Here is a 25,995-nt window from a genome sequence, read left to right as displayed (position 1 = left end):
TCCTTGGTGCTGCTGATTGGATGGAGATTCATTCTGCCATCACAGCATACCTGTAGGAAATATTTCCGTTCGCCGTGTATCAGGGCCAGCCCTGCTCCAACAGTTCGGCGTTGATCGAGCCGTCAGCCACGGCGGCCTGCAATTCGGCCTCGCGGTCAAAGCAGGCCTGCACATGCGCGCGAACGGTCGAGGCCAGCGCAAGGATCTGCTGCCCGGTGAGCTGCACGAAGCCTGCGGCCGTCTTCCACTGCAAGCTGTACTCAGGATCGATCAGCGCTTGCAGTGCTGCACCGGTGATCAGGGCCTGGCTGCGGTCGTCGGTGGCCACGGCCATGTCGTTGACTGTGATGCCTGCTGTCTCGGCCTGGTAGCGTCGAGTAGCGATCAGATCCGCCCAGCGCTCAGGCGAAAGCTCGGCAGCGCGCCAGCCTTGGATGTACTTGCCATCCTCTTCGCGAATGTCGCCGGGAACATACTCACCAGCCGGAGCCGGGTCGTACTCAAGAATTGCCCAGCCGCTGTCCTCCAGACTTTCAGGGCTCGGCGGGATGGGCGGCGACCAGCCGGGATTGCGGGCTTTCACTTCATCTAGAGTTAGAGCGACAAGAGTCTCAGTATTAACAAGTACAGTCATTTAAGTTCTCCACGCATCATCAGTCCGTAGTTGCCGACAACCAAGGTTATTCCGAAGCCGTCATGCTCAACTAGAGCCACGTTGAGGTTAGGATTTACAAGATTGTTGGTAATCGTAGACGGCACAACCCAGTCTGTTGTGCTGTCTTTCATTTCAAAGAATCTGGACATGGCAGTTGCTATCAGATTTCTACCGGCAGTTCTGCTCATCTTTCTCACTGTCGCGCCAGCTACATTTGGTAGCGGACGCTGCGTAAAAATACTGGCATCGGAATTACTGACATACACCCCCGCTCCAGTAGCCCTACCTTCTGCGGCAAGAAATATACCACCAGCGAAGGTAGGAATAATATCGACAATAGCCCCAGGCTGCCCAATGCTTGGCGATGTGAAAGTTGCTCCGCCGTCCACGCTCCTCTTGGGGTATCCAGTGCTGTCTGATACCAAGATGACCCCATTCCCAGAAGCCGAGTTTAGAGTAAACCCAGATATCGATGGAAAAGTTGGAGTTGTAAAAGTAAGTCCTTTGTCGAGGCTTCGACGTATCGTCTTTCCAAGGCCAAGAATAAGAACGCCAGAACTATATGTCATAGTTCTGACTTGGTTGCTTGCTAGTACGTTGACCACTGTCCACGTTTGACAGCCATCAGTACTTCTCAGAATTGTTCCGTTCTGAGTTCCAACAATGAATACACCGTCGCAATGCACGGCGCAGTTAATGGTCCCTTGAGTGGAAACCCCGAAAGATTTGGTGGTGAATGTTCTTCCGTTGTCAGTGCTTAGAAAGAAATCAGTTGTTTCGGATTGAGGCCTAAGCATCAGCCAGATACCAGCCCCATCAGTAACCAGCGCCGCAGGCGTGCCAGCAATTGAGCCGAGCGGGTTGTCTATTAAGCTCCAAGAAATTTCACCAGGCACTTCATCTGCCGTTCTGATCGATGGAAATGATCGTTGGGTACCCGGCCAGATGATCCGTACGCAGCCACCACCGCCTAGGCCGCCCTGCCCGCCAGGACCGGGTGCCGCAGTCCCATCAGAGCCAGACCCGCCGCCTCCGCCGCCGCCTCCGCCGGGGAACATGCCTGCGCCCCCAGGTCCGCCCGAGGTAGTAGGTCCGAGGCCTGATCCATTGATGCCATTCTGCCCCGGCGTTAGACGAGAAGGTGTAGAGATGCTTAGCGCCCCACCTCCGCTGCCACCACCAGCGCCACCTAAGTTACCGCCTGTTCCGCCTGTTCCGCCCGCGCCTGCGCGGCCCAGCGAAACGCCGCCAGTCGTACCAGTCAGAACGCTACCGAAGGAGAATGTGCCAGAACCGATGCTGACCGATATCGCCTGGCCAGGCACAACGGCGATGTCGTTCAGATAGCGGACGCTCCCTCCAAGACCTCCGGGGCCGCCAGATCCGGTATTGCTCTGTCCGGCACCGTTCGTGCCGTTCTGGCCAGGCTCAACGCCAAGCACCGAGATCGAATACACATCGTTCGGCACGATCCAGGTCTGGGTGCTGGTGAGCGTCGTCTGCCCGACCGCCTGCATCTCTTCTGAGCTGAGCAGCATCTTTTTGATTGTCATGTGCCAGATCCCTTGCGGCCGAAGATTTGCGAGCCTTCGAACGTGAACAGGTATTCGATGGTCTTGTTTGCGGCAGGCGCACCGGGTGAGATTCCGCCAGACGACACCCAGATGATCGAGGCCGGGAACGTGAGGCTGTAGGCCGTTGCGCCCTGATTGATTCTGACCACCAACACCAAAGCCTCAGTAGCCGACAAGGTCGGGGTGCCGGAAAAGCTCAGCGTGGTGTTGCCGGTGAGCGTCAGATTGAAGAAGCCAGATGTGCCTACGCCCAGCGCATATGAGCCAGTAACGTTCGTTTTCAGCAGTGGCTCGATGAACAGGGACTTGATCTGTGTGAGCCAGGACACGCCTGATTCGTTTGCAAGAACACCAAGCGGCCGACGAGCGTTACCCGCAAGGCTCGGCAACCCGGCAGACGATCCGGCAGCCGCAGCAGCAGCCTGGGCCGCAGTCCGGGACTGGTCCGCCGACGTCGCGGAGTTCGCAGCGCTGCTCGCGCTTGTAGCTGCTGCGTTCTTATAGCCTTCCGTGGCGTTGGTTTGCGTCTCGATCCACGTCAGCGAGAGATTTAGCTCCAGGACCATTGCCTGCTGGGCAAGTAGCGAGGCGCCCGCCTTTGTGTCGAACGTGGCAGGCGGATCGGTCGGTAATGGCGGGTTCGGCAACGGCGTAATAACTGGGGCTGTGACTGCCATTACATGAGGCTCCTGACTTCGAGCGAATACTCGGAAAAAGTGACGTTGGGCAGTACCAGCTGGAACCGGTCAAACCTGCCAACAATGATTGTTGAGTCCACATCCTCGCTGCCGATATACAGCGCGGCTGTGTCTTTGAGTTCTGCGAGAACTCGCTTCGTACTTGATACCTGGGTGTTGAAGACGGCCACGTCAAAATCGACGGAATCACGCCCGCCACGCGGGGTGATCGTGATGTTTCCGAAGTCGTCTTCTTTGACGGATGAGTAGCTGTCGAAACCCAGGCTTGTGCCCCACCTCGCCCAGCCGATATCCCTGGCCCAGCCGATAACCAGCATGCCGATCTGCACTGTTCCGCCCGGCGAGCTTGCCAGCACCCGGATATCGGCGTTGGCGTATGCCGGCAGATCGAACCGAGCGAAGTTGTCGCGGGTGAGGAACGGGCCGAAGTAATACTGGTACCAGGACGACCCGCTGTCCTTGTTCGACATTATCTGGGTTTCGTCATAGACCACCTGGCCATCCACAATCATCTGGATTCGCAGGGTTGCGGCGACAACTCCGACAAGACCAATGGAGTTGATCCGCTGGCCTGGCCGAAGGGTAATGTCGATGCTTTCCGGGTTGGTTGTCGCCGTGCCAATCATCCATGTATTGCCACGGCGCTTGTTGAACATCTTCCAGCGGTTGGTTGGGCTGACGATCATCCATGTGGGCGTCGCCTTGGCGAGTCCGTCCGTTGGGCTGTCAGCGGTCGACTCGGCCAGCACCTCATAAATAAGGTGATTGGCCGCGATAATCCGCTTCGTGCCCTTGGTTAACGTGCCTGCCGCCCACTCCGGGTAGTCATTCTCTGGCACGTTGTAGCTGACGATCCTTGCCTGGGTTATCTCGACTGGCGGGACGACCTTCATGCTGTAGCTCCTTCGGTTTTAACGGTGCCAGAGACCTGAACCGTTCCAACGATCGGCACGCCGGAGTCAACGACCCTCCGCAGGGTTGTGTCCGAGTTGCCGGTGTTTTTGCTGATCTGCCAAAGCAACTGCTGGACCAACTGAATAGCTGCAACGACCTCGGCCGAACCTCCGCCGCCTTTCAGCATTGCTGCAGTCTGGCTTGCGTTAAAGATCCGGGCCGGGCCGGTAACTTCCAGCTCTGGCCCCTTCTCACCTACCAAGCGGATGCCGCCCGTGTGCATGCCGCCCATGGCAAATGCCGGGACCGATTTGTTTGCACCGGCAGCGTTACGAACAGCCTCTTGCAACTGCGAGAGCGTGAGTGCGCCGGTGGTGAGCTGGGTAGCCCAGTACGAGGCGCCATCATTCATGGCGATGCCCGCTGCTTTGTAAGCGGCTTCGATTGCTGCCGCGTTCGTGATGGCACCAACGATGTTCTGGTTGTTAAGCGCACCGCTGGCCAGTTGATCCACCCAGTACTGCTTGCCCCCGGTGTCAGCGTCCCGGCCGAGCACATCCTTGTAGATGCTGTCGACCAGAACCCCGGCGTTGGCTGGAGTGGACTTGCCGCTGATCGTCGAGATTGCAGCGACGACTGCGGCATTCATGTCCGCGATGGCCTGAGCGACGGTCTTGACGCTGTTGTCCACACCGTTCAGGGCATCGAGCTGCGACTGCGCAAACAGAAGCTGCTCATCCAGTCCCTTGAGCTGATCCTCCAGTGCCTTGATTGTCTTGTCGGACGCCGTGAGCTGCTTGCCAGTCAGGCCGTTCAGCTCTGCAACAAGGTTCGCGTTGCGGCCCTGCTCCCTGTTGAAGTCCTCCAGGCTTCCATAGAGCGAGGTGTCGTTGTCGCTGATTACCGACAGGGCATCCTCAAGCCCTTCAAAGCCGCTGAGCGACCCGCCAGCCTTGGCAATTGCAAGAGCAGATACGACTGTTGCCTGCGCCTGGGCGCGAAGCATTTTCACCGCTTCATCGCTGTCGCCGCGCAGAACCTTCATCGCATTACTCAGCGCGTTGCTGATCGACGTCAGATCCGAGGCGCTTTCACGCGCAGTCGTGATCATGTCGTTGATCGACGTTTTCTGAGCGTTGACAGAGCGCTGTACTGCTGCGAAAGCGGCGTTCGCGTTGCCAAGCAATTGCTGCTCAGCGCTGTCGTACACGGCCCCCACCGCGCCGGCAAGACTCATGAGCGAGTCATGCGTTGACCGGCCCTTTTCGGTTGTGAGATCCAGGGCCTCAACCATCTTCCGGAACCCGGCGCGGGTCGCAGGCAATGTGATACCGAGCGCCTCAATCTGGGCAATGGTTGCATTCAGTGAGCGAGCAGTGTTCTCGGCTTCACTGTAGAACGCCGAGTAGTAAGCCTGCTGGCGAGCCTCCAGGATCGTGTATGCCGCAGCAGCCTGCTCGGCATTGGCCGTCATCGAGTTGAAGATTTTTCGTTCAGCTTCTGACGTCATGTCGAGACCTTTCACGGCCTCAGCAAAAGCCTCTCGCGTGGCAGGAAGCGTCAGTCCCATAGACAAAAACTGAGCGCGCACCCCATCAAGAACATCGGCGGACTTCTGAGTGTCTGTCGTGAAGTTGTCGTAGAACGTGGTCATGTTCTTATTGAGGTTTTCAATGCCTCCGGCAAGTGAAACCAGATTCTCAACCGCCCGGCCGCCCGCAATATTGAAGTCGACCATCTTCACGCCGATCATATCGAGCGAGGTATTTACGCTGTACAGGTTGCTGACAAAGGTGGTCAGGCTCTCGAAGTTGAAGCCATCAAGGCCTGAGCCGGTAACCTTGTTTACTTCACCCACGGCCGCATCTGCAAGAACGGTGAACCAGTCAGCGATCTCCTTCTGGATCTCTTCTGCGGTCTTATCCCTGGTGCTGATCTGGGTGGCCGCAACGTTCAGCCCGTCCAGCACTGCATCATTGAGGGTTACGTCCAGACTGTCGAAGAGCCCGATTACCGAGCCGAGCGTAGTTGCGTACGTTGAGTCCAGGGCTGCCTGCATCTCCTCGTCCATTGCGGTCAGGCGGGTGCGTTTCTTGTTGCTGCTGAACAGCCCGCCTTTCTTCTTCTGGTACTCGAAGCTGTAGGATTCAAGATCGCCATCGGTTACGCCGAGCTGGAAGCCTTCATCCTTGGTGATCCAGTCTCCGCCGAACAACGACGAACCGAACAGGCCGCCCAGCACGGCACCGATAGCAGCGCCGATCACGTTGCCAATGATCGGAACTGCGGAGCCAATTGCGGCGCCAGCATATGCCCCTGCCACCGCGCCACCAGCACCCGCTACAGCGCCTTTGACGCCCGCCTTGAGGTAGCCCTGGATAGCTCCACCGATGCCATACATCAGCGCACTGGAGGCGGCCAAGCCGCTTGTTGCAGCAGTAGTCGCACCCGTTGCAGTTCCTGTTACGGCCCCTGTTGCGCTGTTTGTGACGGTGTTGCTGATAAGGTCCACAGTGGCAGGCGCTGCGCTTGCCCCCAACTGGTAAACGCCATTTACCATAGTTCCGCTCGACCCGGCGAACAGGCCGCCGATGCTTGAACTGAGATAGCCAGCCCCAGCCTTGAAAGCGCCCTGCACACCGCCAAGAAATCCCTCCCCGGCAGTCCAGCCGGCACTCACCGCAGAGCCGAATCCTGACGTGGCGACGCTGTAGGCGCCGCTGACTGTGTTCCAGGCGGATTCAAGGTTGAAACCTCCACCAGAGCCGCCGCCAGCAACCGCAGAGGCAATTCCGCCGCCACCGCCAGCCCCGCCGAACAGCGAATTCAGGATCGGTGTAACAACCTTGGTGCGGATCAGGATTCGCGCTATATCCGCAATGATCGAGTTAGCCAGCTCTTTAAAGCTAAGCTTGCCGGTCATCACGAAATCGACAAGGGCGTCTTCCATGCCCTGGAATGCGTTGCTGAACAGGTCATAGGTCTGCCCGGCAACATCCCGCGCCGACTCGACGTAGTCCTGCCAGGCGGCATTCGCTCCGTTGGACCAGTCCGCCTGCTGGATTTCGAGCTGGCGGTAGTAGTCCTGCTGCATCTTCAGGCGCTGGCCCAGAGCATCAGCCAGGTAGCCGGTCTGCTTGTCGTAGGTCGCCTTGTCGATTTCCCCCTTGTTGAGCTGGTCCTGCAGGTCGTTGACCTTTTTCTGATGGTCCTGACGGATTTTCAGATCTTCCTGCAAGCGGCGGCGGCCTTCCTGGCCCAGACCAATACCGGCCAAGTCGTTGTTCAGCTCCTGCTGCGACAGCGCAAGCTCGGCATTGATGTTCTTCAACATCTCGGCCGACTTCTTGTCCAGCTCGTACAGGCGCTCTTTGGTCTGGATGCGCTTCTCTTCTGCGGCATTGGCCTTGAGAGCCGCGGTGATCTGCTCCTGATTCGCCAGCAGCGACTTCTGATCAGCGGTCAGGGTCTGTTTGGACTTGATGTCCGCCAGCTCCTGCTCCCACTTGATCAGCTTTTGCTGCTCTGGTCCGATCTTCTCGACTTGTCCGACCTGTTTGTCGTAGATCAGGCTCTGCTCGCGCAGTACGGCTGCCTGTTCGCTGGCCTGATTAAGCATCTTCTGGCCGGCCGACTCGGTGTAGGCCTTCGCCGCCCTGTTCGCGGCGTCAGTTGTTTCAGTTATCTGACCAATAGCGTCAGCAACTTGCTGGGCCACGGTTTTCTTTATCGGCGCCACTACAGACACCGGCTCGACATAGCCCTTTGGTTTCCATGACTCAGGCAAGCGCATGCTGTTGCCCTGCAGGCTCAGCGGATTTCCACTCTCACCGGTCAGGAAGTTCGGCTTTGCCTGAAGCGTCGTGGCTAGATTGGAGAAAGCTACCAGCTCCTGCGTCCGGCGCTTAAAGCTCTCGCCCATCGCCTGATCAGAGGCCCAGTGGATCTTCTCGATAGAGGTAACGGCCTTTTGAGCCGTCTCTACCGACTTCCTGGCAAATTCCTCGCTCGCGTCCTTTTGGGTGAAAAGCGCCGTCAGCTCTACCTTGAGCGACTCCATCCGCGCCTTGTCGTTCTTTTTGAGCGCTTCCCGGTACTCCTCCTGCTTGTCCTGGATCTGCCCAAGAATGCGAGCCTCTTCACGCTGCTGATCATTCATGTTCAGCTTTGAAGCTTCGTACTCGGCAAGCCTCTGCTTGCTGGCGCCGTAGAGGGTTACCTGCTCGCGCAGCTTGGTCAGATACTTGTCGATTTCGGCTGTCTGGGCCTTGGTTTGCTTGCCGCTACCCTCTTGAGCGGCAGCCAGAGCTCCGGCGCTTACAGCTGCCTCTTTCTGGGTTTTGTTTACCAGGCCGAGGACCTGCTCAAGCTCTTTGCTGCGCTGGGCATTCCTTGTGTACTCAGCAGATGTCTTGGCGAGGATCTTTTCGTGCTGCGGGGTTAGCTCAATCGATTCCTTGAGCCACTGGTTCACGCTGTCTAGATCGCGCTGACCGGCCTTCACTTCTGCGATCATTTTATTGAATTCGCCGGATAGATCACCAATACCCTTGGCCGCAAATGCGCCCTGAAGAGTGCTGTTGTTAATTCGGTCGATGTACTCACTCAAGGCCTGGCTGGCAGATGCAAGCGATGACTTCTGCTCATCAATCCACTCTAGGCGCTTGATCCTCTGCTGCGATGCGTTCAGGGCATCGTACTTTCTGACAATCTCGTCGACGGTTAGACCCTGTTGGTCAAGTGCTTTGGTGGCCTGGTCCGCCGTGCTGCCGAAATCGATGAACGACGCGCCAACCGCAGCGGCCGTGATGATTAGACCGACAGGGCCGCCCAACGCTGCGGTCAGAGAGAGAACTCCCGCCCTCATTGCAGCTGCTGATCTTGCGAAGGCGCTGGCGCCAGCGGCAGCTTTCTCTGAGGCTGCAGCAGATAGATTTGCAGCCGACACGGTAGAAGCGTATGAGCCTGCTGCAAGCTTCCTTTGATCAAGTGAGGCCTGAATCTGAGCGGTGCTGGCTTGGGTCACCCTAGCTAGGTTTTGCTCGGCAAGGGTTACCTGAGATATAGCTGCAACTCGGCGGCGATTTACATCGTCAAGCTTGGCTTGGGCGTTAATGCGCCCCTCTTCGCTCAATGCATTGCGGACGCGCTGCTGCGCTTGGGCGCGCTCTGCCTCAATGCTTTGCAAAGTTGCCTGCCGGCGCTTGAGTTCATCGGCTGCCGCCTTGTTATTCGCCGCGCCCTGCATTTCAGCAGCAGAAACTCCCGCTCTTGCCTTTTCGAGGTCGGCCTTCGCTGCTTCACGCTCGCGATCAGCATACGCGCTGAAGGTGGACGCAGTTTTTGCCGTCTCGCTGGCGAGCTTTTGGCTCTGTGCAGCAGCATATCCAGCGCTCCCAGCCTGCTGAGCAAGCCCGCCGACGACCCGACCGATAGCCGCGTACAGGCCGGTAGTCATGATCTGCTCAAGTGTGCTTGAGCTACTTGCCACTGTGTCTAGGGCACCAGGCAGCGCGGAATCGATGGACTTCGATAGAGAGACGATCTGAGCGGACAGCGCGGCGCTTGTACCAGTGAACTGATCCATCTCGCCAATGAATCGGGTGGCGGAGTTGCCCAGCGAGGTCAAGCTGTTGCCGATCGTGACGTTGGTCTTGTCGAAAAGATCGGCTACAGCCTTCTCCTGCGACTCAAGGGCCTTGATGACAGCCTCGGCGGTCAGCTTACCCTCCTGGCCAAGCATACGGAGTTGGCCGACGCCGATGCCCATACCTCTTGCGATGGCCTGAGCGAGCGCCGGGGCCTGCTCCATGACCGAATTCAGCTCTTCGCCGCGCAAGGTCCCGGATGCGAATGCCTGGCCAAGCTGAACAAGCGCGGCATTGGCAGCGGATGCGGATGCGCCGGACACGGCAAGGGACTTGGAGATGGTCCCAACCACACCGACAACCTGTTTGCTGCTGATGCCCAGCTCTTTCTGGTTTTGCGCGATTCGCTGATACAACTCGCCCATTGCTGCGAGGGGTTGATACGAGCTCTGCGCAATCTGGAACACAGCTTGCTGGGCTTCGGCAAGTTGCGCACCAGTCTCAGTTACCAGCTTCATGCGGCTGTTGAGCGAGGTGTACGCCTCGGCCGCGTCATAGAGAGCCTTGGCGCTGAATGCTGCAGCCAGCGGTCCAGCCACGCCCATGGCCATTCCTGCCAAGGATTTGATCTGGCGCTCAAGAGCCTGTACCTGGGTCTGCGCAGAGCGAGCGCCTTGACCGGCTGAGTTCATGCCTCCGGCCGCGCTACCCATCGCCGGATTAACCCGCAGCCCGGCATCGCTGAGTCCTTGAAGCGCGCGGCGCATGTCTTCGGCTTTTTGCTCCGCACTGCGGCTATCGATTTCGATTGAAAGGCGCGAGGTCATCGCCATGACTTTTCTCCGGGCAATAAAAAACCCGCCGAAGCGGGTTGGTGTGGATGCTGAAAGCTATGCGCTATTTTTTAAGGAACGCCATCAAGATAATAATTAGGCAGATGAAAATGAAAACTCCGCCGATCTTTCCTACCGAACCGGCGGGCTGAGTTGAGGCCTCGGCTTTCCGTAAGGCTTTTTCAGTCTCTGAATTCATGAATTTAGTGCTGGCTTCCATCTCTTCAAGATAGATCCTGTTGAACGCATCCAGTTGCTCTGGCGGCAGTGACACGACATGCCCATCGACAATGTCCTTTTGATCCAGTGCCAGTTGATGAACGTTCAGGCCCTTCTTGGCTGCCGCGAGTAGCGCCTCTCCATCACGGCGCACATATTCCCTGATTGCGGCGCGATCAATCTTGGATCCTGCCTGAGCCGGAAGCAGGTAAAGATATCCGCTCGGCTGCTCGCTCGGCGAATCGACCAGCCTTTCAACGTCATCCGAGTATCGGCGGTGAAATATGATGCAATCTTCGCTGCTCCAGCCGCTCAGCAGCTCCTCATGTATAGAGGAATGCCTGCGGGATACGGCCTTAAGATCACCGCCCCCTGCCCCAGTGGCCGACAAATCAGCCATAAACTGCTCTGCCGCAATCCTGGCCAGCTCTTCGATTTCTTCCTTGCTTCGTGCCATTGGCTAAATCTCCAGCGATTTGTGCCGGCAATCTAACATTCGATGGCAAAGCGGGGTAGCTACGGGCTGTACATGCCGCCAGTTCCACCCATGAGGGCAAAGAGCTATGTTTGTAGTCTTCGCCGCACGCCAAAGGGATTTGATATGGCTATTCGCTTTCGAAAAAGCGTGAAAATTGCACCAGGGCTTCGCTTGAACATCAGCACCAAAGGAGTCAGTGCCTCCATAGGTCGCAGAGGAGCAATGATCAACGTAAGCAAAAGAGGCACTCGCGTAACTGTCGGACTGCCTGGGACTGGGCTATCAGCCTCTCACTTGTTCAAGGCTGGCAGTGCCGGCTCCAGCCAAGCCGCCCCAGAGGCCACCCTCAAGGACGCACTACTGGGGCTTGTCATTATCCTATTCGTTGTTGCCTTCGTCTTCCTGGCAGCAAAAGCGCCGTGGCTGTTGGTCGCCTTGGTGGGCATTCCAGCACTATGCCTGGCGATCCGGCTCGCAATGAAGGCTGCTGATCGCAGGAGGCAGCAAGCTGACCCGGCGAAATACTGGGCCGAGAGGAGCCGAGAAATTCAAGAGGCCCACAACAGACTGCCAGATGCCGTGGTCGTCGACCGGGCGCCGCCACCTGTTCCGGTGGTGGAAGATCAAGATGCGATCCTCCTGTTCGAAGCAGAGAAACTGATCTCACTGACGGGGCCGAAGACACCAATGCAGCTATCGCGAGCATTGAAGATTTCTCTGCCCAAGGCAGAAGCTATCCTGCAGAAGGCGTGCAAGCCGTAACGAGAAAAGGCACCCGAAGGTGCCTATCTGTGCCGTTTGCGGCCCATGGCTATCCACGCTTCGGGATGACGACCGTGCGCAATAGCCTTGTCGCCTCAATCGCGGCGCTGATCTCGAAGTGCACAGTAAACGCCAAATCAAACACCGACTCATGATCCAGGCCGCCCAGCGCCTCGATCTGATCCATGGTGTTATCCGCCAGGCTTCGGCGCGCCATAGCAGCATCCAGAAGACTGTCCAGAGACGAACGGATGGCCTCAAGCGCATTTTGGTTCAGCGCCAGCACCTGCTCGCAGGCATTTCCCGCATGAACCCGCTCCATAGCGACAATCTCAGGAGTTACCGCTCCGCCAGGCCTGCGCTGCCGGATAGAAACAACATCACTCATGCCCTTCCCCTACGCCGCCTCGTCGAAGCCAAGCGACAACTGAACTTGGCCGATCCAGAACTGAACACTGTTCTCCAGCACTGGCTTATCCCAGCGCCATGCAGAAAGACCTTTGCCGTGTTCGCTGGCCAAGGCCTTGCGACCGGAAAGGGTCTTCAGCGCTTGCTCTAGCTGCTCGCGAACACTCATGTCTCCATGCAGGATCGAGTCAATCTTGAGGTCGCACCACACGGCGAACTTGGTATCGAGCCAGCGAGCAAAGACAACGGCCAATTTTGGATGCAGCCATGTCCCGCCGCCGGCACCAACCCGGCTTTTGACCAGGCCGGTGCTTTTCGCGAGAGTCAGGATTCGATTCTTGATGCCTGGAGCCGAAGTGCCCAAGGCCTTGATCTCATCTAATTCTGTCCTGGGGACAGAATTGAGCCCAAGAGCCTCGGCCATGAAGGAGATGTACTCCAGGGTGTCAATCTGGCGAAGCCAGGCTGTCGGCTCCTTTCCTAGCCTGGAAGCGATCCGGGTTGCGTTGAGCCAGCCGTCAGCATTGAACTGAACCGGCTGCCCTTCGTAATCAAACGGGATCACTACGCTCATGCCGCATCCCCCAACTTGACCGCATAACGCTTCGGCCCAGTCAGCATGACCCCCAGTCCTGCAGCCCAGGACTGAAACTCACGGAGCTTGTTGCGATAGGTGCGCAATTCACAGAGAGCTCCTTCGACCTGATAGCCGGCGCGATCCAGCTCCCAAAGGATTTCCTCGCAAGGCGTACCTTCGCCGCGAATATCTCTCAAGTCGTCCAGTGTCACGTCCAGCCAGGACTTGTAAGGCCCTCCGTCAGTTAGCATCCCATGTCGACGCTTGGCCAGCGCCTCAACCGGGCAGTGGATGTTCAAACCTTGCGGCTTTGGTTCTTCCCGGCCAAGAAACTCACCTTCCAACGCATAGGCGCCGATGAAGTTGCACGCTGCATCAAACTCGCCAGCAGGAATCAATTCGGTGCGCGGTACGTTGAAGCGGGTATGGAGCCGCTTGTGCATGGTGAGCTGGAAGCTCTGGCGCTGCTCCGCTGGAACAGCCTTGGCCTTATCGCGGATCAAGCCCTTGAGCACGATCAACTCGGTGACGCCGACCAGTTCGCCTACAACACTCAACAGGTCACGGTCGTGCTTGCGAGTCGCCACGCCGTCATTCCAGTACGCCCACAGTGCGTCGTCGCACTCGTTCTGATAAGCGAGAACGTCCTCGCGGCACTCAGGGCGGACTTTGCTCGCATGGATGGACATCAGCCAGCCCGGCAGCTTGCGCAGCGGTAGGCAGGACATATCGCGCACTTTCCCGTCCAAGGCAACCGTGGGGATAATCACCATGGTTGAATTGAAGCGGCCCGACTGAAGCTTGTCGTACTGACCTTTCCAGTCCAAGCCCATGCCGTCAACGATTGGCTTCATCGGCACAAACGGCTGACCTCCAAAGTCGACCAGCAACAGCTTGGCCGAGCGGAACGGGATGACATTCGATACTGCTGTGGTATTCTTGCTCATGACGATTTCTTCTCCGAAGTTGATCTCGTTTCCCGAAGCCTCAGTGTTCCCGCACTGGGGTTTCTTCGTTTTTAGGCTGCCGCCTGCTCTTCCCGCTTCTTGTCTTCCGAAAGCCTGTGAATCAATTCGGCCGTATTGGACCGGTGGTTTTTCTTCGCCTGCTCTTCCAGCCATGCCTTGAGCTCCTCCGGCAAGCGGTATTTGACTTGGGGGTAGTTGCGCATCGATTGCTCCTTTCGGGATCACCGTGATCCATGCCCACATAAAACCACGGTGGTCCCATTGTCGTCAATACCACGGTGGTCCATTATTTGCGGATGAGCCGAGAAGATTCCCAATTCAAGTTACGTATGCCTGCCAGCCTCAGAGAGGCGGTAGAAGAGTCCGCGCGGGATAGCAAGCGCTCCCTTAATGCAGAGATAGTCACCCGGCTTGAATTGAGCTTGGTTGCTGACGACAGGAGCAGGGACTTCATTAGCGCCGAGCAGGCACGAGAATTAGCGACACTGGCAGACACCAATATCGAGAAGAAGGTTCATGACCTGATTCAGCGCTCAATCGCTCACGGAGCCATTGAAGGTCATTCGCCGATTTTCGTATCTCTGCTCGGGCTCGGGCTAATCTACGACCGCCCCGAGCACATGGAGGTCATGGACCGCATCGTCAGGCGACTAGAAGAGAGGGGGTACAAGGTGGCCCAAGACGGCACACATTCTCTCACTCTGGAGTATTGATCAGCGGCGACAATACCGGCCCCAAGCCCCGCAAGCGCCACCCCAAGCAACACGACTGACCGTCACCTACAGATTCAAGGATGAAAATGAGCCTGATCAGGATTTTCTTGCCCGTGGCCGCCACTGCCAGCCTGATGATGTCGTCTGCGCCAGCGAGTGCTGCCACCGTCACAGCCTGCAAATTCGAGCGACTTCCGCTGATGCTGCTGGTTGCCCGGGGCGGCATGGGCGCATCAGACAACACGCTCCAAGTGGGTGACGCGAAGCCTGTGCCTCTCTACATTGGGTCCAGCCTGATGAACGCTACCATTGGAGCTCAAAGCTTCATCTTCTCATTCAGGATGCCAATCAGCGTCTTGGTAGGCGCACGGGATAACGACACTCAAACCTTTTACGGCGACTGTGTGAGCAGCGAAGTCTGACCACCTCCGCCCCGCAAGCGCTGCCCGAAGGAATAATTTATCAATGGATGATTGGATCAACAGTTCCCAGTTCTGGGCCAGCAGCATTGTGTCTGGCCTGGTAGGGATGGCTATCACATTTCTATTGGCTAGAGCCAAAGCTCCGGTGTACAAGCTTCTATCCGGCGCCAAAGGGCGAATCAAAGAGTTTGCCAGAGGGCGGCGCTACAAAGCATTGAAGGCAGCAAAGGCTATCAGATTTGATAGTGCTCAGATCTATCGAAAGATTGCGCTGAGCTACTGTCTGCTCGGCCTGTTCATCGTGAGTATTGGTGCCATGCCAGCAAGTCTAGCGTTCGCCCCGCCGGTCATCCACCAAGACAAGCTCGCATCAGCGCTCTACATGTCGTTCACTGGCATTCCGATGCTGGTTCTGGAGTTTGCCTGGCTCAACGCATCCTCGAATGTGACTCTGCTTCTTAAGCTCAGAGGCAAAATCAAACGCAAAAGCGGCCGCATGGTCTAGGACCAGATCCTTGAACTCATGAGCGACTCCCAGCAGCCGCCTCTTCTGAGTAGTTTATGCGCTGCGAACAACAGCCTCCCGCTCAGCCATATTCAGGTAGGAATCAACAATGTTTGAAATGCTTTTCAATATCCTCAAATCATTAGTCATGATTTTCTCGTCGCTTTCAGATGAGCAGAAATATCAAATCTGCAAAGCCTTTGTTGATCTCATGGATGGTCTGTTTCGTGCGTATTACCGTGCCAATTCTGGAGCCGCCCAATGAAAAAGCTGATAGATCTGCTTCATGAAGGCGAGCCAAGCAAATCCATCGCGTCAACCACCAGGGTGCAGATGGGTGTGGCCACCGCGGCTGTTCTCGGGGCGACTCTAGGCGCAACGAAATCTCAGAAATTTTCTAATAGCGCAGCCACCCTTGTGACTAGCGATGATTTCATGAACGAGCTGGAGTCCGAGATCGGTCTTCCAAATACGGACGAGTCCGAAGATGAATTCGTCGCACGGGCCAAGGCGAGCATGCTCACTATGCTGAAGTCCAAGCTTGACTAACTGAATTGGCGAACCGCTGGTCTCATCAGAGCTGAAGGCCCGCGCACAACAAAGCCCGCATCAGCGGGCTTTCTCTTGATCGCTCTCGGCAGCAAGGAGCTTCGTTCATGATCGGCGTCTATATAGACAACAACGTTTGGGACTTCCTGTTCGAGCGAGGGCTGGAGCTTCACGAAGAGCTTCCAAAGCCGGAATTCTGCCTAGCCATGACGCGCGAGGCAGAGTTTGAGATCCCGCCCATCCCGGACGACAAGGCCGAACTCAAGGCATACATCGATCGCACGATCAAAGAGGGGGTCGTCACCGTTGCGCTTTTCGGCTTCGGGAACCCTGACCTACCTCCAGGCGAGCAGCGCGTCGCCGGGTTTGATCGCGGTTCTTTTGCAAGCGAAGAAATGATCGAGTTCGCAAAACTGCAGCGCACCCCGCTCGGCAAGCGGCTCAACGAAAAAACTAGACTCTACCGAGGCGAGGCTGACAAAGCGATCGCCGCACGATCTCTGCACAACGTTGTACTCACGTTAGACGCCAAGAAAGGACCTATACAAGACGCCTACAAGGCTGGCGGGAAAGTCGTTTTTCTTTCCGAATTCGACGAGAGCGGCCTGACCCTCAAGGAATACGTTCTGGCCGCCTTGGCTGAGCATCCCTCCAGAACATCGCCGCCCTCCTGACAGCCCGGGCCGATCACTTTGCTCAGGCGCACATACGCATTTCCCCATTCTATACGGGATAGAATGCGGGAAATTGCATACACCTTCCGCCCTCCTCGGAGCCTGCAATGCAAGAACCAACCGTCACGTTCAAACGCCTTGGTGTCACCAAGGGCGAAGATGGCCTCATCAAACTCTTCCACTTGGAGGCCACAGAGACCCGCAGCGACAACACGCAGCGCATCTCGGTCACTCCAAGACAGATCACCTCAGCGAAAACGATGAAGACCTTCCTGCTCGGCAAAGGAATGTTCTACCTAGCTACACGAGACCAGCATGACCAGATGCTGCTTGAGCTAACGTCGAGCCCTGACCTTGAGGAAACGACCATAGCTTAAGCTACAGAACGAAGGCGTCCAGAAAGCAAAAAGCCCAGCGGGTAGCTGGGCTTGCTTCATGAACCATCTAATCATGGTCCGATGATTTCTTCAGACCTGAAGGCGAGCAGACCTCCCCGGTCACGAATACCAGCCCGACGCATCCAGCCAATGCCAGAGATGACGTTGACGATGACGCCGCTTTGAGAAGCTCTTCGGAGAAAACAGCTCCTGCCATGGCGCAAAACGGAAAAATCGAAGCCCCGTTCAAAAGCGCCATGACCAGATCGCCGCTGCGGACCCGACGCCTGTGACACCACTGTTGCACTGCATTGATAGCAACGCAGACAGCAGCAAGGATGATCGTAATACCTTCGAAACCGAGCGTATGCCCGTAAACGGTGACCACTTAGACGATTGCAGTCAATTTCATCAGAGCCAACGCACCGCCAGCCCCCAATACACCAGCAACAATTTCGCCAGGGAAATTCACGCCGAAAAATGCGTTTGCCGCAGCCACGCCAAGCAACGCACCCGAAAGCACCAGTCGCACGGTTTTGAAGCTGAGCATTTTCATTTGCACTCCTATGCGGCACCAAAAACGGTGCGAGAAAAGAGCTAGCATTTTGCTAACACACTATAAGTGTATAAGCGTTGCTCATATTTGATCAACGGCCTAACGATTTTCGAACCCGTTTTCTTACCGCCGGTTTTCTTCACCGCATTTTTCACGTCGGAATTCGGCATCGTTTTCACAAGCCGCTTCGGAGATCGTTTCAGTCAATCCTTACGCGCCACTCTTCATGCGCCACCCGGCACCGGATCTGCCTATCCACATCAGCGGGTTTTCGTTTACCCGCCCAAGCAAAGGGTGCATCAGTTTGATGCCACCCTTGCATCAAGCGGATCATCCAACCCCAGAGTCATCTGCAATTGCCCGCGCCAATATTCGACCTGCTCCTGCAGTCGCGGCTTTGCCCAGCGATGCTGACCCATCTTCCTGGCGCCCTGGCTGGCTTCGGATTGCGAACGATCCATGTTCTGGTAGGCCCGGTCAAACTGGAGTTTCTCGTCCAGCTCGCCGCGCAACAGTGCGTCGATGTGCAAGTCACACCAGACCGAGAACTTCACATCCAGCCATCGAGCAAAAACTACCGCCAGTTTCGGATGAAGCCACGTCCCCGGCGATTTGCCGCCACGAGCGGTGCGCACCAGACCAAAGTGATCCTGAGTCACTTTGGTGTCCAGCCCGAGAGCTTCGGCCAGGACGGCAAGGTATTGCTTTGTTTCCGCCTGCTTTAGCCAGTCCACCGGTCGTTTGCCAAACCGGCTGGCGACGTCAGTAGCGTTAATCCAGCCGTCGCTGTTAAAGCGCACTGGCTGGCCTTGGTAATGAAAGGGAATCACATTGCTTGCGTTCATGGGCGTTATCTCGTCCATCAGGCGAAAAGGTACGCAGCCGGGGCGGACGGATGAACGAACATCCACCGTTCGACTGTACGGGTCTAGGCTGCGTGTAGGGTTTGCCTTGCGGCAGAAACAAAAAGCCCCGGATCGCGGGTGCGTCCAGAGCTTAAGTAGTAAAAATTAGAGCCTGAGCATCACAGCGGAGATGCCATGCCTCAGATGGTTTTGAGACTCATGAATTGACGTGAGTGCATTTCGGAAGGCCGGCGCTCTTCACGCTAAGAGCATTCGCCTCATTGACTAGTTTGTACGCCGATGCAATCGAGGCTACCGACTCTGCAGCCTCCTTAAGACCTGCAACAGGGACAACGCCCACCTTAGAGAGCGTTCCATTTGGATTTAGGTCGACACTGAACTCCGCGTACTCAAAAAGACCCGGCTGATAGCTGATATAGCTGACGTCTTTTGACGCAGCATTAACAATCGTGACGTCAAGCACTTCGACGCAGCCTTCATCCCCAGTCTTATTCGAATATCGTGCTTTGCTGTCAGCGCTTGCAGGAATGGTGTTTAGGGTCCGCTGCGCGATAGCCGGCTCCACTTTACGAAATGGGATTCCCTCACACTTTCCGTCCTTACAAGCTTGCCTCTCACCCTGATACGTAACCACGTGCCCCGAACACCCGACCAGCCCCATTGCCATAACGGCGAGAAATATCTGTTTCATGCTCAACTCCCTGTTGTGAGTGGCAGATAGCCACATCAGGAGCGTAGCAGCGGTTTACGACAGGCCAAGATCTACACAAAAAAGGTCCGGACAGCTTGAGACTGTCCAGCCGTACAGCCTGGTGAAATGCTCAGTTCATACCTCAAGGCGAACCGTAGTAGCGTTGCGCCTTCATGAAGCCCAATCCAAGGAATGAGAAATGGCTCTGGTCACTGATTCGACAAGACGGTTCATAAAAGCCACAAGCCAGCCCGGCAACGAGCACTGGAACACCCTTTATGAGATCGGAGACAAAGTGCCTGTCTCCGGGATCTATCGATGCCAAGGGTGCGGACACGAAATAACGTCCAACGCGCGCGATCCATTCCCTCCTCAAAACAAGCACCAGCATAGTGACGGCGCAGTCGAAGTGCTGTGGCAGCTCATCGTTATGACGCAGACAAAGTGAGCTGAATTGCCCTGCCCTTTTTTTGGCGCCGATACCTTCAGTCGCCGCAGTTACCCAGGAGATGCATAAATGGACGCTTTAGATAACGAGCTGGTTGAGCTGGCGAAAGAGACCTCCAACATAGCGATGGTTACTCATGCAGGTCTTGTGGCTCTTTTGACAGCCATGCGCAGATCGGGCGCTCTTGATTGTGAGGTGTTTGCCAAAGAGCTGAAGCATCTTGCTGCCGGCCCGTTGGAGGGCCAGCTTTCACGATCCGAGACTGGTCAGAATGCCATGCAAGCACTGCTCAATATCGCAGGCGAGCAGGATTAGTTGCGCCCCGTTCGGCCTGGCCAAGCCTGGCCGACATCTCGCCAGTTCGACGACAAAGATCTTCCATATGCGCCTTAACAGCGCCCAGGTGACCTTTAAGCTCGGCAGCAACATCCATATGTCTTCCGCTGCCGCTACCCACAGCCCTTTCCGCTTCGTCCGCACTCATAGTCACTTCTCCCGCTCTTCGGTCATCACGATGTCATCCAGCGCAAACACTACCTCATCCACAAAATGCCTTGGCAATGGCGATGGGTGGGCCGCCAGGAAGTCGTTGATCTCCCGGTAGCCCAGCCTCATTGGAAATGCTCCAGACACGGATGCGATGTACTGTCTGCCTCGGCAAACGTTGCGAAACACGTTCAGCAAATACGCCGTTACCGGATCAAGCTCAGGCTCATCCGGCACGGCCATGCGCAACGCTTGGTAGATCAGCCTTTGCTTGTCGGCTTTTTCGCCGCCGAACTCGGCTTGCCACTCCCAGCGGGCGACGACTTCCCCAGCGTCTCTTCCAGCTCGCCGCGCAGTTCGGTGGCGTACTCTTGCGCAGCCTTGAACACGAACAGGAAGGCTTCCGGCGTGCCAAGTAGCAGTGCTTCGGCGTTGTCGAGACTGAAAGGCAGTGGGTTTCCGTCCTCATCCAATACACCGGACCAGTCACGGATGATGTGATGCCCGACAAGGCGGCACTGAACATCATATTCTGCTTTCTCGCCTTCAATGATGCCGGGGGCGCTGATACCGAAGTTCGAGTCGTTGCGGTTGATCTCGCGACGAGCGCGGGCCAGGGCCACTTGATACGCCGGGTTGTCGATGGATGCGATCTGGATCTTGGTGTCCTCGTCGAAGTCGACCCACTTTGCGTCGGTGTGCTTGACCTGCTTCTGTTTTTTCAAAGCCATTGTTGAATCCTCACGTCACGTCATAAAAATGGCCGCTCCGGACGACGTTATTTCCGGAGCGACCCAAAGGAGCGATGCGGTGTTACGCCGTGACAGTGATACTCGACGTAGCGGTCTTGGTTGTGTCGGAGACGCTGGTTGCGGTGATAACTGCAGAACCAGCAGCAACGCCGGTGACCAGGCCAGAGCCTGATACAGTGGCGATGCCAGGAGCCGAACTGGACCAGGTGACGTTCTGTGCAGCCTCGGCCGGCAGGGCGCTGGCGGTAAGCTGGCGGGTTGCAGAAACGGCGATGGAGGCAGTGGTCGGGGCCACAGAAACGCTGGTCACCGGCACGAATGGCACACGGGTGATGGTCGGTGCGACCTTTGCCACGGTGAAGTTCAAAGTCACCTGCACCAGATCACGCTTTCCACCATTAGGCAGCTCGCCATCCACCTCGATACTAGGGAAGTCGAACTGGTACTGGTTACCCAGGCTGTCCTTGATCGGGAACTGCACCTGAAATGGCTTGCGGGTCAGCTGCTCTTTCCAGATCAGCCATGCCGCTTTGGACCACGCCAGCGTCAGAGTTCCGGTGATTGCCGCCTCGGTAGCGATGATCGCGCCGGGGCCGAGCTTACCGTTGCCCAAGCAGCGCTGGACCTGCACGGTGTTGTCGATAGCGATATTGATGGCCGACACACAGGCTTGGCCGACCAGCGAGACGCCATCGACCAGAATGTCGCCGATTGCCAGGCTGGACATGAATGGGGCGGTGGTCGGAGCCGCGGCGCCGGTCACGAAGCTGGTTTCGGCATCCTCGTAGTCCAGGCACTGGGCGCCGATGGTCAGGATGACCTTGCCCTGCTCCGGCACGTCAATAGAGCCGGTTGCAGCATGAACACCCTTGAACAGCGAGTACACGCTGACATCGGTAAAGCCTTTCTGCACACTGAATGTGCTGCGGACATCGCCAACAGTCAGGACGTTGTTGGTCCAGGATCCGTAAAACAGAGCCTCCAGCCAGTCATCGAATGTGCCGAATGACAGCTCGCCGGTCAGGTCACCGCCGATGGTCAGGCCAGTGACAACCGAGCCCTGACTGATGCGGCTATCGGTGATCTCGTCCGACACTTCCGTGTCTGGTGTCGGGGACAGGGTATTGCCGGTCAGGCGTGCGGTCTTCCACGCGCCAGCGGCAGGGCTTGCGGGGGTGACGCCAGGCGTGACCTCCTTGATGTAGTGCGTAACGATCTTGGCGCCGGAACTCATGAGAGCCTCCTTGTGCGGGCATAAAAAAACCCGCTCAAGGCGGGTGGGTCGGGGTATTGCTCGTTTACCCGGCTACGTACCGGATGACGACGTTGAATTGAATGAATCCGCCGCTCTCGCCGGCACCATGCATCGATGCTTCCCAGCACTCAAGGTCGCCTTGCCTCCAGAACTGGAAGTGGTCGGACAGCGCATCAGCAAGCCGCGTGACCGCGCCGGTGCCTACGCCCTTACGGTCGAAGCACTGGATAACGGCTTGGCCAGGCCGGCGGGCATGCGGCTTGTCGCCCACCCCAGCAAAAAAAGCGGTGCCGCCCTGAATACTGAGTCGGCACCAGACGCCTTCGGACGGTTTCTGGAAGATCTCATCAGGATTCGGGTACTCAATCCGGTCCTGTGCGATGCCCTGGAAGGCATTCATCCGATCAACGATGGCCAGCCGGATCTGCTCGAAAGTCATCAGCCACCCCCATACTTGGCAACGAGCGAGGCGAATGCAGGGCCGTAATTGCCGGCAGGAGCCTGCCCGGAATGGCCGTTCTCCAGACTTTCCGAATAAGGCAGGTTGGTCTGGATCAGGATCATCGAGAAAGGCTGCTTGGCCGAGGCAATGATCTTCATGCCAGCGGCAATGGTCTTGGCCCCACCAGTGTCGGGCGTGATCGGCGCCGATAGGTCTTCGTGATTGACGCTGATCCGGTGACTGCCCTTGTAAGCCCCGGTATCAACCGGCGATCCGTGGACTACCATCTGCAGGGCGTCTGCGGCTATCTCGTTTCGATGCTTCACAAGGTCCGCCTCGAACACCTTGATGAACTCCAGCGGCCCGTTACTCCATCCTCCGGCCATGTCACACCTTCCTGAGCTGAATGACCCAAGTCGCTTTCGCGGGGTCTTGCGAGATTGGTCCGATCACCCGGTAGCCATTGATTGCGTCATCGACTCTCGGGGTGTCGGTTACTTCGGATTGCAGCGCGGTCAGCTTTATGTCAGTTGCCAGGATGTTGATACCGTCCACCAGGCGCAGACTGAAGCTGCCGAACACACCCCGACCGGTGTAGGTCTCGGTGGTGGTTGGCCGGGTTTCGGTAATCGGATCGTAAGGCCCCTGCCCTACAACTCTGGCGCCGGTGAATTGGGTTACAGCATCAGCTAGGTCGGTGTCGAATGCGTCAGCCAGATCGGCCTGCAGGTCATCTCGCAGCCCCATGTCACCCCCTGACCATCTTGAACTGACTCATGCCGCCGCCAGCAGGCTGAAGCCATGGCGACAGCAGGGCTAAGGCAAATGACTCGCCAGAGGTGTAGGTTGTTGCGCCGTCCCGGAAGGTCTTGCTGCTGGACACCTCACCAGCCTTGACCGACTTACTGGTTACGCCGGTTTCCCGGGCGCCGTACAGTCGGCCATTGGCTGCATCTATAGCGATTTCGGAGGCGGCCTGCTCCCATTCCACCGGCATCGGATCGATGTCGGGAAGCTTGCGGTTGGTCATCCACACGTTGGCCATCATCACCGCTCGCGGCTTCTTGTCTTCTGGCGCCCAGTCAGCGCCCTGCAGGCCGTCCACCTGCTCTGCGGTGATGTAGACCTTCATGGGTTACTCCTGGGTGTCGTCCAGCAGCTTGGCCAGCTCGCCGCGCTCTGCTTCGGGATTGAACTCGACGCCCTTCTCGGCCAGCTTGGCCTTGATGTCGTCGATGCGTAGGCCGTGCGATGGCTTCTTGGCCGGAGCCTTGACCAGTTCCAGCACGCGATCCTCGTCTTCCTGGGTGAACAGGTCGCCGAAGTGGATGCGCATGCTGCTAACAACGTAATCAGGGTCGTTCTGGTCGCCGGGCAGCGCAGCCAGGGCAATATCAAGCGCCTCACGGCCCCGCGGATCTGTCGCGTCAGCCATGGCTGCCTTGTAGGCCTCGGGCGCGAACTGCACATCGATGATGCGATAGCCCTGGCTTACCAGTTCCTTCTTGCGCTCCGGGGTTACCGGGTGCAGCTCGTAAATCACTTCGCGGTCTTTCGACATCGCCTTGTCCTCTTGGAATGATGAGCCGGGGCGCCATGGACGCCCCGGACTGGATCAGGCCTGACCGATAGCCAAGACGCCGGCTGTGTGCTTGACCGAATCGACCACCTTGTCCCAGTTCGAGCCGGTGGCCAGTGCCGCATCGGTCGGGGACGCGCCGCCATTGGCGGTGTCCCAGGCGTAACCGCGCAGACCAACACCGAAGGTGTAATCGATCTGCAGCGTGGTCGAAATGCGCTCACCGCCGTTACTGGTGTCGATGTTCGAGATCAGGTCACGGGTGTCATGCACGGTGGCTGCGCCCTGAGTCAGCGACAGGACTCGACGTTTGGCCGGGGCAGTCGGAGTGGTGGTGGCGGCGCTGTACAGTGCGGGGGCGTCAGTAACCACCACCAGGCGACCAAGGATGTCGACCACCCGAACGCTGTCAGACTTGAACAGTTGCTCAGCATTGGTCAGGTTCTGGCCCACGAAGGCGTGGAACTGAGCGCCATCCATTACCTGGGCAATCAAACGACTGGAGTTATCGCCGAACAGCGCATGGCTGTCGTTGACGGCGATGTAGTCAACCTTCTTGCTGCCAGACACGTCTACAGTTGCAGACGCGCCCTGGTTGCTGATCGCTGCTACCAGCGCAGCAATCGCGGTGTTGAGCTGGTCTTGCAGCAGGGATTCAGCGAAGTAGCGCGAGGCCACCTCGATACCCTCGGCAGTCGGCTTGCGCAGCCAAGTCATCTGGCCCGGCTCGTAACGCACAGGACCGAAGCCGCCAGCCACCTTGACTGTATTGTGCTTGATCTGGGTCAGGTCGACAGGCGTCACGGTGTTGTTGGGGCCGTAGCGGTCAACGCGGCGGCGAGCACCAGCAAGGCCAGCGTAGAAACTGGTTTGCAGGAAGTCGCCATCGAAACCGTCAGTGGTCAGCAGGATCGCCCCACCGCTTGCAGCGTTGAATTTTTCGACCATCTGGGCAAGCGTCTCGATGGTCGCTGGCATGAAGTAGGTATTGAACACTTCCATATCGGAAAGCGCCATGGTGGAACTCCTATAACTGTTGCCCGGACGGGCGGGAAAGTAATGGTTTTCGAGGCATCCGCCTCAGTGCGCCGCGTCCCATCCGGGAGTACAGCTAGACCGCGATCAGCCGTTGGCCAAGTCGGGGAATTGAGAGCGAATCGCCGCTACGCGATCATCGCGGGAGCCGCCGAAGTTGCCCTTGGGCTGGTTGCCGCCGGATGGGTTGCCACCATTGGTCGCACCCCCGCCAGACTGGCCGTTGCTTTTGAGGATCTGATCTTTGTACGGGTACTGGTCAACCAGGGTTTCCAGCGCTTCATCGAAGTCAGCCAGCTCTCCAGGACGGGCGCGGCTGAAAATCTTGTTGCCGGCCTGGTCGTAGGCGACGACCTTGCCCTCTTCGATCTTGAATGCCTGACCGAAGCGGGCCTGTACCAGGTCCCCCGGGATTGCGAACTTGTCAGAGATGAGCTTGGAGCGACTGAAGCTGCCGCCAATCAGCTCGCTGTGCAGTTGTCCCTGGAGCTTTTCCAGATCGCCCTGCAACGTTTTTTCACGCTCGGCGGCGGCTTTGGCTGCGGCAGCAACCTGATCTTCCGCCGCGCGCTTGGCGGCAGACTTGATCTCCTCCACCTTGCCGGCGGTGACCAGATCGCCTTCCTTGAGGTTCTTCACGGTCTCCAGAGCCTTGATAGCGGACTCGGGGTCTTCAATGCCCTCGAACAGCTTGGAGCGCGCCTCAGCCACTTCCTTCGCCTCGCGATGACCCTGTGCCTCACGGTTCAGCGCTGAAATCTTGGTCACGGCAGCGGCGGCGTCGAATGGTGACTCTTTACCGTCAGCGTGGATGTAGACCGGATGGCCGTCTTGCAAAACTACGTTTCCGTTGTCGTCGAGCTTGAGTTTCAAGGTGCTTCTCCTGGGCATCCGCCCCGCTACTGGCTATCCAGCCATTGGCGCCCTGCTCGTCCGAGCTGCGGGCATGAAAAAGCCGCCCGAGTTGCCTGGGGCGGCCTGTTTGATTTTT

The 25,995-nt window shown here is 57.5% G+C and carries 33 protein-coding genes; 10 read left to right on the top strand and 23 right to left on the bottom strand.

All coding sequences use genetic code 11. From position 1 onward, the window contains the following. Positions 1 to 79 precede the first annotated feature (79 nt). The 6 genes from NJC40_RS18765 to NJC40_RS18740 all read right to left on the bottom strand — a co-directional run bounded on the left by NJC40_RS18765 (position 80) and on the right by NJC40_RS18740 (position 10,918). Complete coding sequence (locus NJC40_RS18765; protein WP_253139614.1) at positions 80 to 634, bottom strand: DUF4376 domain-containing protein; 555 nt, start codon at positions 632 to 634, stop codon at positions 80 to 82. Further along, on the bottom strand, positions 631 to 2,208 hold the full coding sequence (locus NJC40_RS18760; protein ID WP_253139616.1) for a WD40/YVTN/BNR-like repeat-containing protein: 1,578 nt from the start codon (positions 2,206 to 2,208) through the stop codon (positions 631 to 633). Before NJC40_RS18760 ends, NJC40_RS18765 begins: the two co-directional genes overlap by 4 nt. Continuing rightward, a complete protein-coding gene (locus tag NJC40_RS18755) occupies positions 2,205 to 2,906 on the bottom strand; it encodes a hypothetical protein (protein ID WP_253139619.1) in 702 nt (233 codons plus the stop codon). The genes NJC40_RS18760 and NJC40_RS18755 overlap by 4 nt, the downstream gene beginning before the upstream one ends. Continuing rightward, the gene (locus NJC40_RS18750) at positions 2,906 to 3,820 is read right to left on the bottom strand and encodes a hypothetical protein (RefSeq protein ID WP_253139621.1); all 915 of its coding nucleotides are present in this window, start codon (positions 3,818 to 3,820) and stop codon (positions 2,906 to 2,908) included. The genes NJC40_RS18755 and NJC40_RS18750 overlap by 1 nt, the downstream gene beginning before the upstream one ends. Then, on the bottom strand, positions 3,817 to 10,242 hold the full coding sequence (locus NJC40_RS18745; RefSeq protein ID WP_253139623.1) for a phage tail tape measure protein: 6,426 nt from the start codon (positions 10,240 to 10,242) through the stop codon (positions 3,817 to 3,819). Before NJC40_RS18745 ends, NJC40_RS18750 begins: the two co-directional genes overlap by 4 nt. Before the next feature lie 64 nt (positions 10,243 to 10,306). Then, a complete protein-coding gene (locus NJC40_RS18740) occupies positions 10,307 to 10,918 on the bottom strand; it encodes a hypothetical protein (protein ID WP_253139625.1) in 612 nt (203 codons plus the stop codon). A 144-nt stretch (positions 10,919 to 11,062) separates the two neighbouring features. Here NJC40_RS18740 and NJC40_RS18735 point away from each other — a divergent pair, with 144 nt between their 5' ends. Continuing rightward, positions 11,063 to 11,701, top strand: a complete 639-nt coding sequence (locus NJC40_RS18735) for a DUF4236 domain-containing protein (protein ID WP_253139627.1) — start codon at positions 11,063 to 11,065, stop codon at positions 11,699 to 11,701. Positions 11,702 to 11,750: 49 nt separating this feature from the next. On the opposite strand, the gene NJC40_RS18730 is transcribed toward NJC40_RS18735, so the two are convergent. The 4 genes from NJC40_RS18730 to NJC40_RS18715 all read right to left on the bottom strand — a co-directional run bounded on the left by NJC40_RS18730 (position 11,751) and on the right by NJC40_RS18715 (position 13,857). After that, a complete protein-coding gene (locus NJC40_RS18730; RefSeq protein WP_253139629.1) occupies positions 11,751 to 12,089 on the bottom strand; it encodes a hypothetical protein in 339 nt (112 codons plus the stop codon). 9 nt (positions 12,090 to 12,098) lie between these two features. After that, positions 12,099 to 12,683, bottom strand: coding sequence for a KilA-N domain-containing protein (locus tag NJC40_RS18725; RefSeq protein ID WP_253139631.1), 585 nt, complete (start codon positions 12,681 to 12,683; stop codon positions 12,099 to 12,101). After that, on the bottom strand, positions 12,680 to 13,633 hold the full coding sequence (locus NJC40_RS18720; RefSeq protein WP_253139633.1) for a phage antirepressor N-terminal domain-containing protein: 954 nt from the start codon (positions 13,631 to 13,633) through the stop codon (positions 12,680 to 12,682). The genes NJC40_RS18725 and NJC40_RS18720 overlap by 4 nt, the downstream gene beginning before the upstream one ends. Positions 13,634 to 13,704: 71 nt before the next feature. Beyond that, positions 13,705 to 13,857 (bottom strand): Arc family DNA-binding protein, encoded by a 153-nt coding sequence (locus NJC40_RS18715; RefSeq protein ID WP_253139635.1) that lies wholly within the window; start codon positions 13,855 to 13,857, stop codon positions 13,705 to 13,707. Between the two features lie 126 nt (positions 13,858 to 13,983). On the opposite strand from NJC40_RS18715, the gene NJC40_RS18710 reads away from it, so the two are divergent. The 7 genes from NJC40_RS18710 to NJC40_RS18680 all read left to right on the top strand — a co-directional run bounded on the left by NJC40_RS18710 (position 13,984) and on the right by NJC40_RS18680 (position 16,894). Further along, on the top strand, positions 13,984 to 14,367 hold the full coding sequence (locus NJC40_RS18710) for an Arc family DNA-binding protein (protein ID WP_253139636.1): 384 nt from the start codon (positions 13,984 to 13,986) through the stop codon (positions 14,365 to 14,367). 86 nt (positions 14,368 to 14,453) lie between these two features. Then, on the top strand, positions 14,454 to 14,789 hold the full coding sequence (locus tag NJC40_RS18705; protein ID WP_253139638.1) for a hypothetical protein: 336 nt from the start codon (positions 14,454 to 14,456) through the stop codon (positions 14,787 to 14,789). A 43-nt stretch (positions 14,790 to 14,832) separates the two neighbouring features. Then, positions 14,833 to 15,294 carry a hypothetical protein gene (locus NJC40_RS18700; protein WP_253139640.1) on the top strand — a complete coding sequence of 154 codons (462 nt, stop codon included), beginning with the start codon at positions 14,833 to 14,835 and terminating at the stop codon, positions 15,292 to 15,294. Between the two features lie 109 nt (positions 15,295 to 15,403). Continuing rightward, on the top strand, positions 15,404 to 15,559 hold the full coding sequence (locus NJC40_RS18695) for a hypothetical protein (protein WP_253139642.1): 156 nt from the start codon (positions 15,404 to 15,406) through the stop codon (positions 15,557 to 15,559). After that, the gene (locus NJC40_RS18690) at positions 15,556 to 15,843 is read left to right on the top strand and encodes a hypothetical protein (protein WP_253139644.1); all 288 of its coding nucleotides are present in this window, start codon (positions 15,556 to 15,558) and stop codon (positions 15,841 to 15,843) included. Before NJC40_RS18695 ends, NJC40_RS18690 begins: the two co-directional genes overlap by 4 nt. Positions 15,844 to 15,950: 107 nt before the next feature. Continuing rightward, positions 15,951 to 16,517: a hypothetical protein gene (locus NJC40_RS18685; protein ID WP_253139646.1), complete on the top strand. Its 567-nt coding sequence runs from the start codon at positions 15,951 to 15,953 to the stop codon at positions 16,515 to 16,517. Positions 16,518 to 16,624: 107 nt separating this feature from the next. Further along, entirely contained in the window at positions 16,625 to 16,894 is a 270-nt protein-coding gene (locus tag NJC40_RS18680; RefSeq protein WP_253139648.1) for a hypothetical protein, read from the top strand. 388 nt (positions 16,895 to 17,282) lie between these two features. Here the strand turns inward: NJC40_RS18680 and NJC40_RS18675 are convergent, their stop codons facing one another. The 3 genes from NJC40_RS18675 to NJC40_RS18665 all read right to left on the bottom strand — a co-directional run bounded on the left by NJC40_RS18675 (position 17,283) and on the right by NJC40_RS18665 (position 19,007). Then, a complete protein-coding gene (locus NJC40_RS18675; RefSeq protein ID WP_253139652.1) occupies positions 17,283 to 17,450 on the bottom strand; it encodes a hypothetical protein in 168 nt (55 codons plus the stop codon). 299 nt (positions 17,451 to 17,749) lie between these two features. Beyond that, positions 17,750 to 18,295, bottom strand: a complete 546-nt coding sequence (locus NJC40_RS18670) for a KilA-N domain-containing protein (protein ID WP_253139654.1) — start codon at positions 18,293 to 18,295, stop codon at positions 17,750 to 17,752. A 217-nt stretch (positions 18,296 to 18,512) separates the two neighbouring features. After that, positions 18,513 to 19,007, bottom strand: coding sequence for a hypothetical protein (locus tag NJC40_RS18665; RefSeq protein WP_253139656.1), 495 nt, complete (start codon positions 19,005 to 19,007; stop codon positions 18,513 to 18,515). A gap of 199 nt (positions 19,008 to 19,206) precedes the next feature. Here NJC40_RS18665 and NJC40_RS18660 point away from each other — a divergent pair, with 199 nt between their 5' ends. Continuing rightward, positions 19,207 to 19,455, top strand: coding sequence for a protein L (locus NJC40_RS18660; RefSeq protein WP_253139658.1), 249 nt, complete (start codon positions 19,207 to 19,209; stop codon positions 19,453 to 19,455). A 69-nt stretch (positions 19,456 to 19,524) separates the two neighbouring features. Beyond that, complete coding sequence (locus tag NJC40_RS18655) at positions 19,525 to 19,770, top strand: hypothetical protein (protein WP_253139660.1); 246 nt, start codon at positions 19,525 to 19,527, stop codon at positions 19,768 to 19,770. A 171-nt stretch (positions 19,771 to 19,941) separates the two neighbouring features. Here the strand turns inward: NJC40_RS18655 and NJC40_RS18650 are convergent, their stop codons facing one another. The 10 genes from NJC40_RS18650 to NJC40_RS18605 form a co-directional block, all read right to left on the bottom strand. Beyond that, positions 19,942 to 20,184: a hypothetical protein gene (locus tag NJC40_RS18650; RefSeq protein WP_253139662.1), complete on the bottom strand. Its 243-nt coding sequence runs from the start codon at positions 20,182 to 20,184 to the stop codon at positions 19,942 to 19,944. 17 nt (positions 20,185 to 20,201) lie between these two features. Beyond that, positions 20,202 to 20,672 carry a phage-derived protein YdaY family protein gene (locus NJC40_RS18645; RefSeq protein ID WP_253139664.1) on the bottom strand — a complete coding sequence of 157 codons (471 nt, stop codon included), beginning with the start codon at positions 20,670 to 20,672 and terminating at the stop codon, positions 20,202 to 20,204. Positions 20,673 to 20,754: 82 nt separating this feature from the next. Beyond that, positions 20,755 to 21,927 carry a phage tail tube protein gene (locus tag NJC40_RS18640; RefSeq protein WP_253139666.1) on the bottom strand — a complete coding sequence of 391 codons (1,173 nt, stop codon included), beginning with the start codon at positions 21,925 to 21,927 and terminating at the stop codon, positions 20,755 to 20,757. 64 nt (positions 21,928 to 21,991) lie between these two features. Further along, complete coding sequence (locus tag NJC40_RS18635) at positions 21,992 to 22,387, bottom strand: phage tail terminator-like protein (RefSeq protein ID WP_253139667.1); 396 nt, start codon at positions 22,385 to 22,387, stop codon at positions 21,992 to 21,994. Further along, positions 22,387 to 22,776, bottom strand: a complete 390-nt coding sequence (locus NJC40_RS18630; RefSeq protein ID WP_253139669.1) for an HK97 gp10 family phage protein — start codon at positions 22,774 to 22,776, stop codon at positions 22,387 to 22,389. The genes NJC40_RS18635 and NJC40_RS18630 overlap by 1 nt, the downstream gene beginning before the upstream one ends. A gap of 1 nt (position 22,777) precedes the next feature. Then, complete coding sequence (locus tag NJC40_RS18625) at positions 22,778 to 23,137, bottom strand: hypothetical protein (RefSeq protein ID WP_253139671.1); 360 nt, start codon at positions 23,135 to 23,137, stop codon at positions 22,778 to 22,780. A gap of 1 nt (position 23,138) precedes the next feature. Next, positions 23,139 to 23,522 carry a hypothetical protein gene (locus NJC40_RS18620; RefSeq protein WP_253139673.1) on the bottom strand — a complete coding sequence of 128 codons (384 nt, stop codon included), beginning with the start codon at positions 23,520 to 23,522 and terminating at the stop codon, positions 23,139 to 23,141. A gap of 3 nt (positions 23,523 to 23,525) precedes the next feature. Further along, positions 23,526 to 23,951: a hypothetical protein gene (locus NJC40_RS18615; protein WP_253139675.1), complete on the bottom strand. Its 426-nt coding sequence runs from the start codon at positions 23,949 to 23,951 to the stop codon at positions 23,526 to 23,528. Between the two features lie 54 nt (positions 23,952 to 24,005). Further along, complete coding sequence (locus NJC40_RS18610; protein ID WP_253139677.1) at positions 24,006 to 24,986, bottom strand: major capsid protein; 981 nt, start codon at positions 24,984 to 24,986, stop codon at positions 24,006 to 24,008. 105 nt (positions 24,987 to 25,091) lie between these two features. After that, the gene (locus NJC40_RS18605; protein ID WP_253139679.1) at positions 25,092 to 25,877 is read right to left on the bottom strand and encodes a DUF6651 domain-containing protein; all 786 of its coding nucleotides are present in this window, start codon (positions 25,875 to 25,877) and stop codon (positions 25,092 to 25,094) included. Positions 25,878 to 25,995 lie beyond the last annotated feature (118 nt).

Source organism: Pseudomonas sp. 21LCFQ02, assembly GCF_024129895.2.
Taxonomy (GTDB): Bacteria; Pseudomonadota; Gammaproteobacteria; order Pseudomonadales; family Pseudomonadaceae; genus Aquipseudomonas.
This window is presented reverse-complemented; position numbering and strand designations above follow the sequence as displayed.

What these genes read in the sequence shown, in the direction of transcription:
- NJC40_RS18640 (WP_253139666.1), bottom strand. Translation starts at nt 21,927, where the DNA reads ATGAGTTCCGGCGCCAAGATCGTTACGCACTACATCAAGGAGGTCACG.
- NJC40_RS18660 (WP_253139658.1), top strand. Translation starts at nt 19,207, where the DNA reads ATGGCTCTGGTCACTGATTCGACAAGACGGTTCATAAAAGCCACAAGC.
- NJC40_RS18695 (WP_253139642.1), top strand. Translation starts at nt 15,404, where the DNA reads ATGTTTGAAATGCTTTTCAATATCCTCAAATCATTAGTCATGATTTTC.
- NJC40_RS18675 (WP_253139652.1), bottom strand. Translation starts at nt 17,450, where the DNA reads ATGAAAATGCTCAGCTTCAAAACCGTGCGACTGGTGCTTTCGGGTGCG.
- NJC40_RS18655 (WP_253139660.1), top strand. Translation starts at nt 19,525, where the DNA reads ATGGACGCTTTAGATAACGAGCTGGTTGAGCTGGCGAAAGAGACCTCC.
- NJC40_RS18700 (WP_253139640.1), top strand. Translation starts at nt 14,833, where the DNA reads ATGGATGATTGGATCAACAGTTCCCAGTTCTGGGCCAGCAGCATTGTG.
- NJC40_RS18705 (WP_253139638.1), top strand. Translation starts at nt 14,454, where the DNA reads ATGAGCCTGATCAGGATTTTCTTGCCCGTGGCCGCCACTGCCAGCCTG.
- NJC40_RS18735 (WP_253139627.1), top strand. Translation starts at nt 11,063, where the DNA reads ATGGCTATTCGCTTTCGAAAAAGCGTGAAAATTGCACCAGGGCTTCGC.
- NJC40_RS18725 (WP_253139631.1), bottom strand. Translation starts at nt 12,683, where the DNA reads ATGAGCGTAGTGATCCCGTTTGATTACGAAGGGCAGCCGGTTCAGTTC.
- NJC40_RS18710 (WP_253139636.1), top strand. Translation starts at nt 13,984, where the DNA reads ATGCCTGCCAGCCTCAGAGAGGCGGTAGAAGAGTCCGCGCGGGATAGC.
- NJC40_RS18745 (WP_253139623.1), bottom strand. Translation starts at nt 10,242, where the DNA reads ATGGCGATGACCTCGCGCCTTTCAATCGAAATCGATAGCCGCAGTGCG.
- NJC40_RS18730 (WP_253139629.1), bottom strand. Translation starts at nt 12,089, where the DNA reads ATGAGTGATGTTGTTTCTATCCGGCAGCGCAGGCCTGGCGGAGCGGTA.
- NJC40_RS18685 (WP_253139646.1), top strand. Translation starts at nt 15,951, where the DNA reads ATGATCGGCGTCTATATAGACAACAACGTTTGGGACTTCCTGTTCGAG.
- NJC40_RS18620 (WP_253139673.1), bottom strand. Translation starts at nt 23,522, where the DNA reads ATGAAGGTCTACATCACCGCAGAGCAGGTGGACGGCCTGCAGGGCGCT.
- NJC40_RS18750 (WP_253139621.1), bottom strand. Translation starts at nt 3,820, where the DNA reads ATGAAGGTCGTCCCGCCAGTCGAGATAACCCAGGCAAGGATCGTCAGC.
- NJC40_RS18615 (WP_253139675.1), bottom strand. Translation starts at nt 23,951, where the DNA reads ATGTCGAAAGACCGCGAAGTGATTTACGAGCTGCACCCGGTAACCCCG.
- NJC40_RS18650 (WP_253139662.1), bottom strand. Translation starts at nt 20,184, where the DNA reads ATGGCCGTGCCGGATGAGCCTGAGCTTGATCCGGTAACGGCGTATTTG.
- NJC40_RS18760 (WP_253139616.1), bottom strand. Translation starts at nt 2,208, where the DNA reads ATGACAATCAAAAAGATGCTGCTCAGCTCAGAAGAGATGCAGGCGGTC.
- NJC40_RS18720 (WP_253139633.1), bottom strand. Translation starts at nt 13,633, where the DNA reads ATGAGCAAGAATACCACAGCAGTATCGAATGTCATCCCGTTCCGCTCG.
- NJC40_RS18670 (WP_253139654.1), bottom strand. Translation starts at nt 18,295, where the DNA reads ATGAACGCAAGCAATGTGATTCCCTTTCATTACCAAGGCCAGCCAGTG.
- NJC40_RS18630 (WP_253139669.1), bottom strand. Translation starts at nt 22,776, where the DNA reads ATGGCCGGAGGATGGAGTAACGGGCCGCTGGAGTTCATCAAGGTGTTC.
- NJC40_RS18665 (WP_253139656.1), bottom strand. Translation starts at nt 19,007, where the DNA reads ATGAAACAGATATTTCTCGCCGTTATGGCAATGGGGCTGGTCGGGTGT.
- NJC40_RS18680 (WP_253139648.1), top strand. Translation starts at nt 16,625, where the DNA reads ATGCAAGAACCAACCGTCACGTTCAAACGCCTTGGTGTCACCAAGGGC.
- NJC40_RS18635 (WP_253139667.1), bottom strand. Translation starts at nt 22,387, where the DNA reads ATGACTTTCGAGCAGATCCGGCTGGCCATCGTTGATCGGATGAATGCC.
- NJC40_RS18755 (WP_253139619.1), bottom strand. Translation starts at nt 2,906, where the DNA reads ATGGCAGTCACAGCCCCAGTTATTACGCCGTTGCCGAACCCGCCATTA.
- NJC40_RS18715 (WP_253139635.1), bottom strand. Translation starts at nt 13,857, where the DNA reads ATGCGCAACTACCCCCAAGTCAAATACCGCTTGCCGGAGGAGCTCAAG.
- NJC40_RS18740 (WP_253139625.1), bottom strand. Translation starts at nt 10,918, where the DNA reads ATGGCACGAAGCAAGGAAGAAATCGAAGAGCTGGCCAGGATTGCGGCA.
- NJC40_RS18690 (WP_253139644.1), top strand. Translation starts at nt 15,556, where the DNA reads ATGAAAAAGCTGATAGATCTGCTTCATGAAGGCGAGCCAAGCAAATCC.
- NJC40_RS18765 (WP_253139614.1), bottom strand. Translation starts at nt 634, where the DNA reads ATGACTGTACTTGTTAATACTGAGACTCTTGTCGCTCTAACTCTAGAT.
- NJC40_RS18610 (WP_253139677.1), bottom strand. Translation starts at nt 24,986, where the DNA reads ATGGCGCTTTCCGATATGGAAGTGTTCAATACCTACTTCATGCCAGCG.
- NJC40_RS18625 (WP_253139671.1), bottom strand. Translation starts at nt 23,137, where the DNA reads ATGGGGCTGCGAGATGACCTGCAGGCCGATCTGGCTGACGCATTCGAC.
- NJC40_RS18645 (WP_253139664.1), bottom strand. Translation starts at nt 20,672, where the DNA reads ATGGCTTTGAAAAAACAGAAGCAGGTCAAGCACACCGACGCAAAGTGG.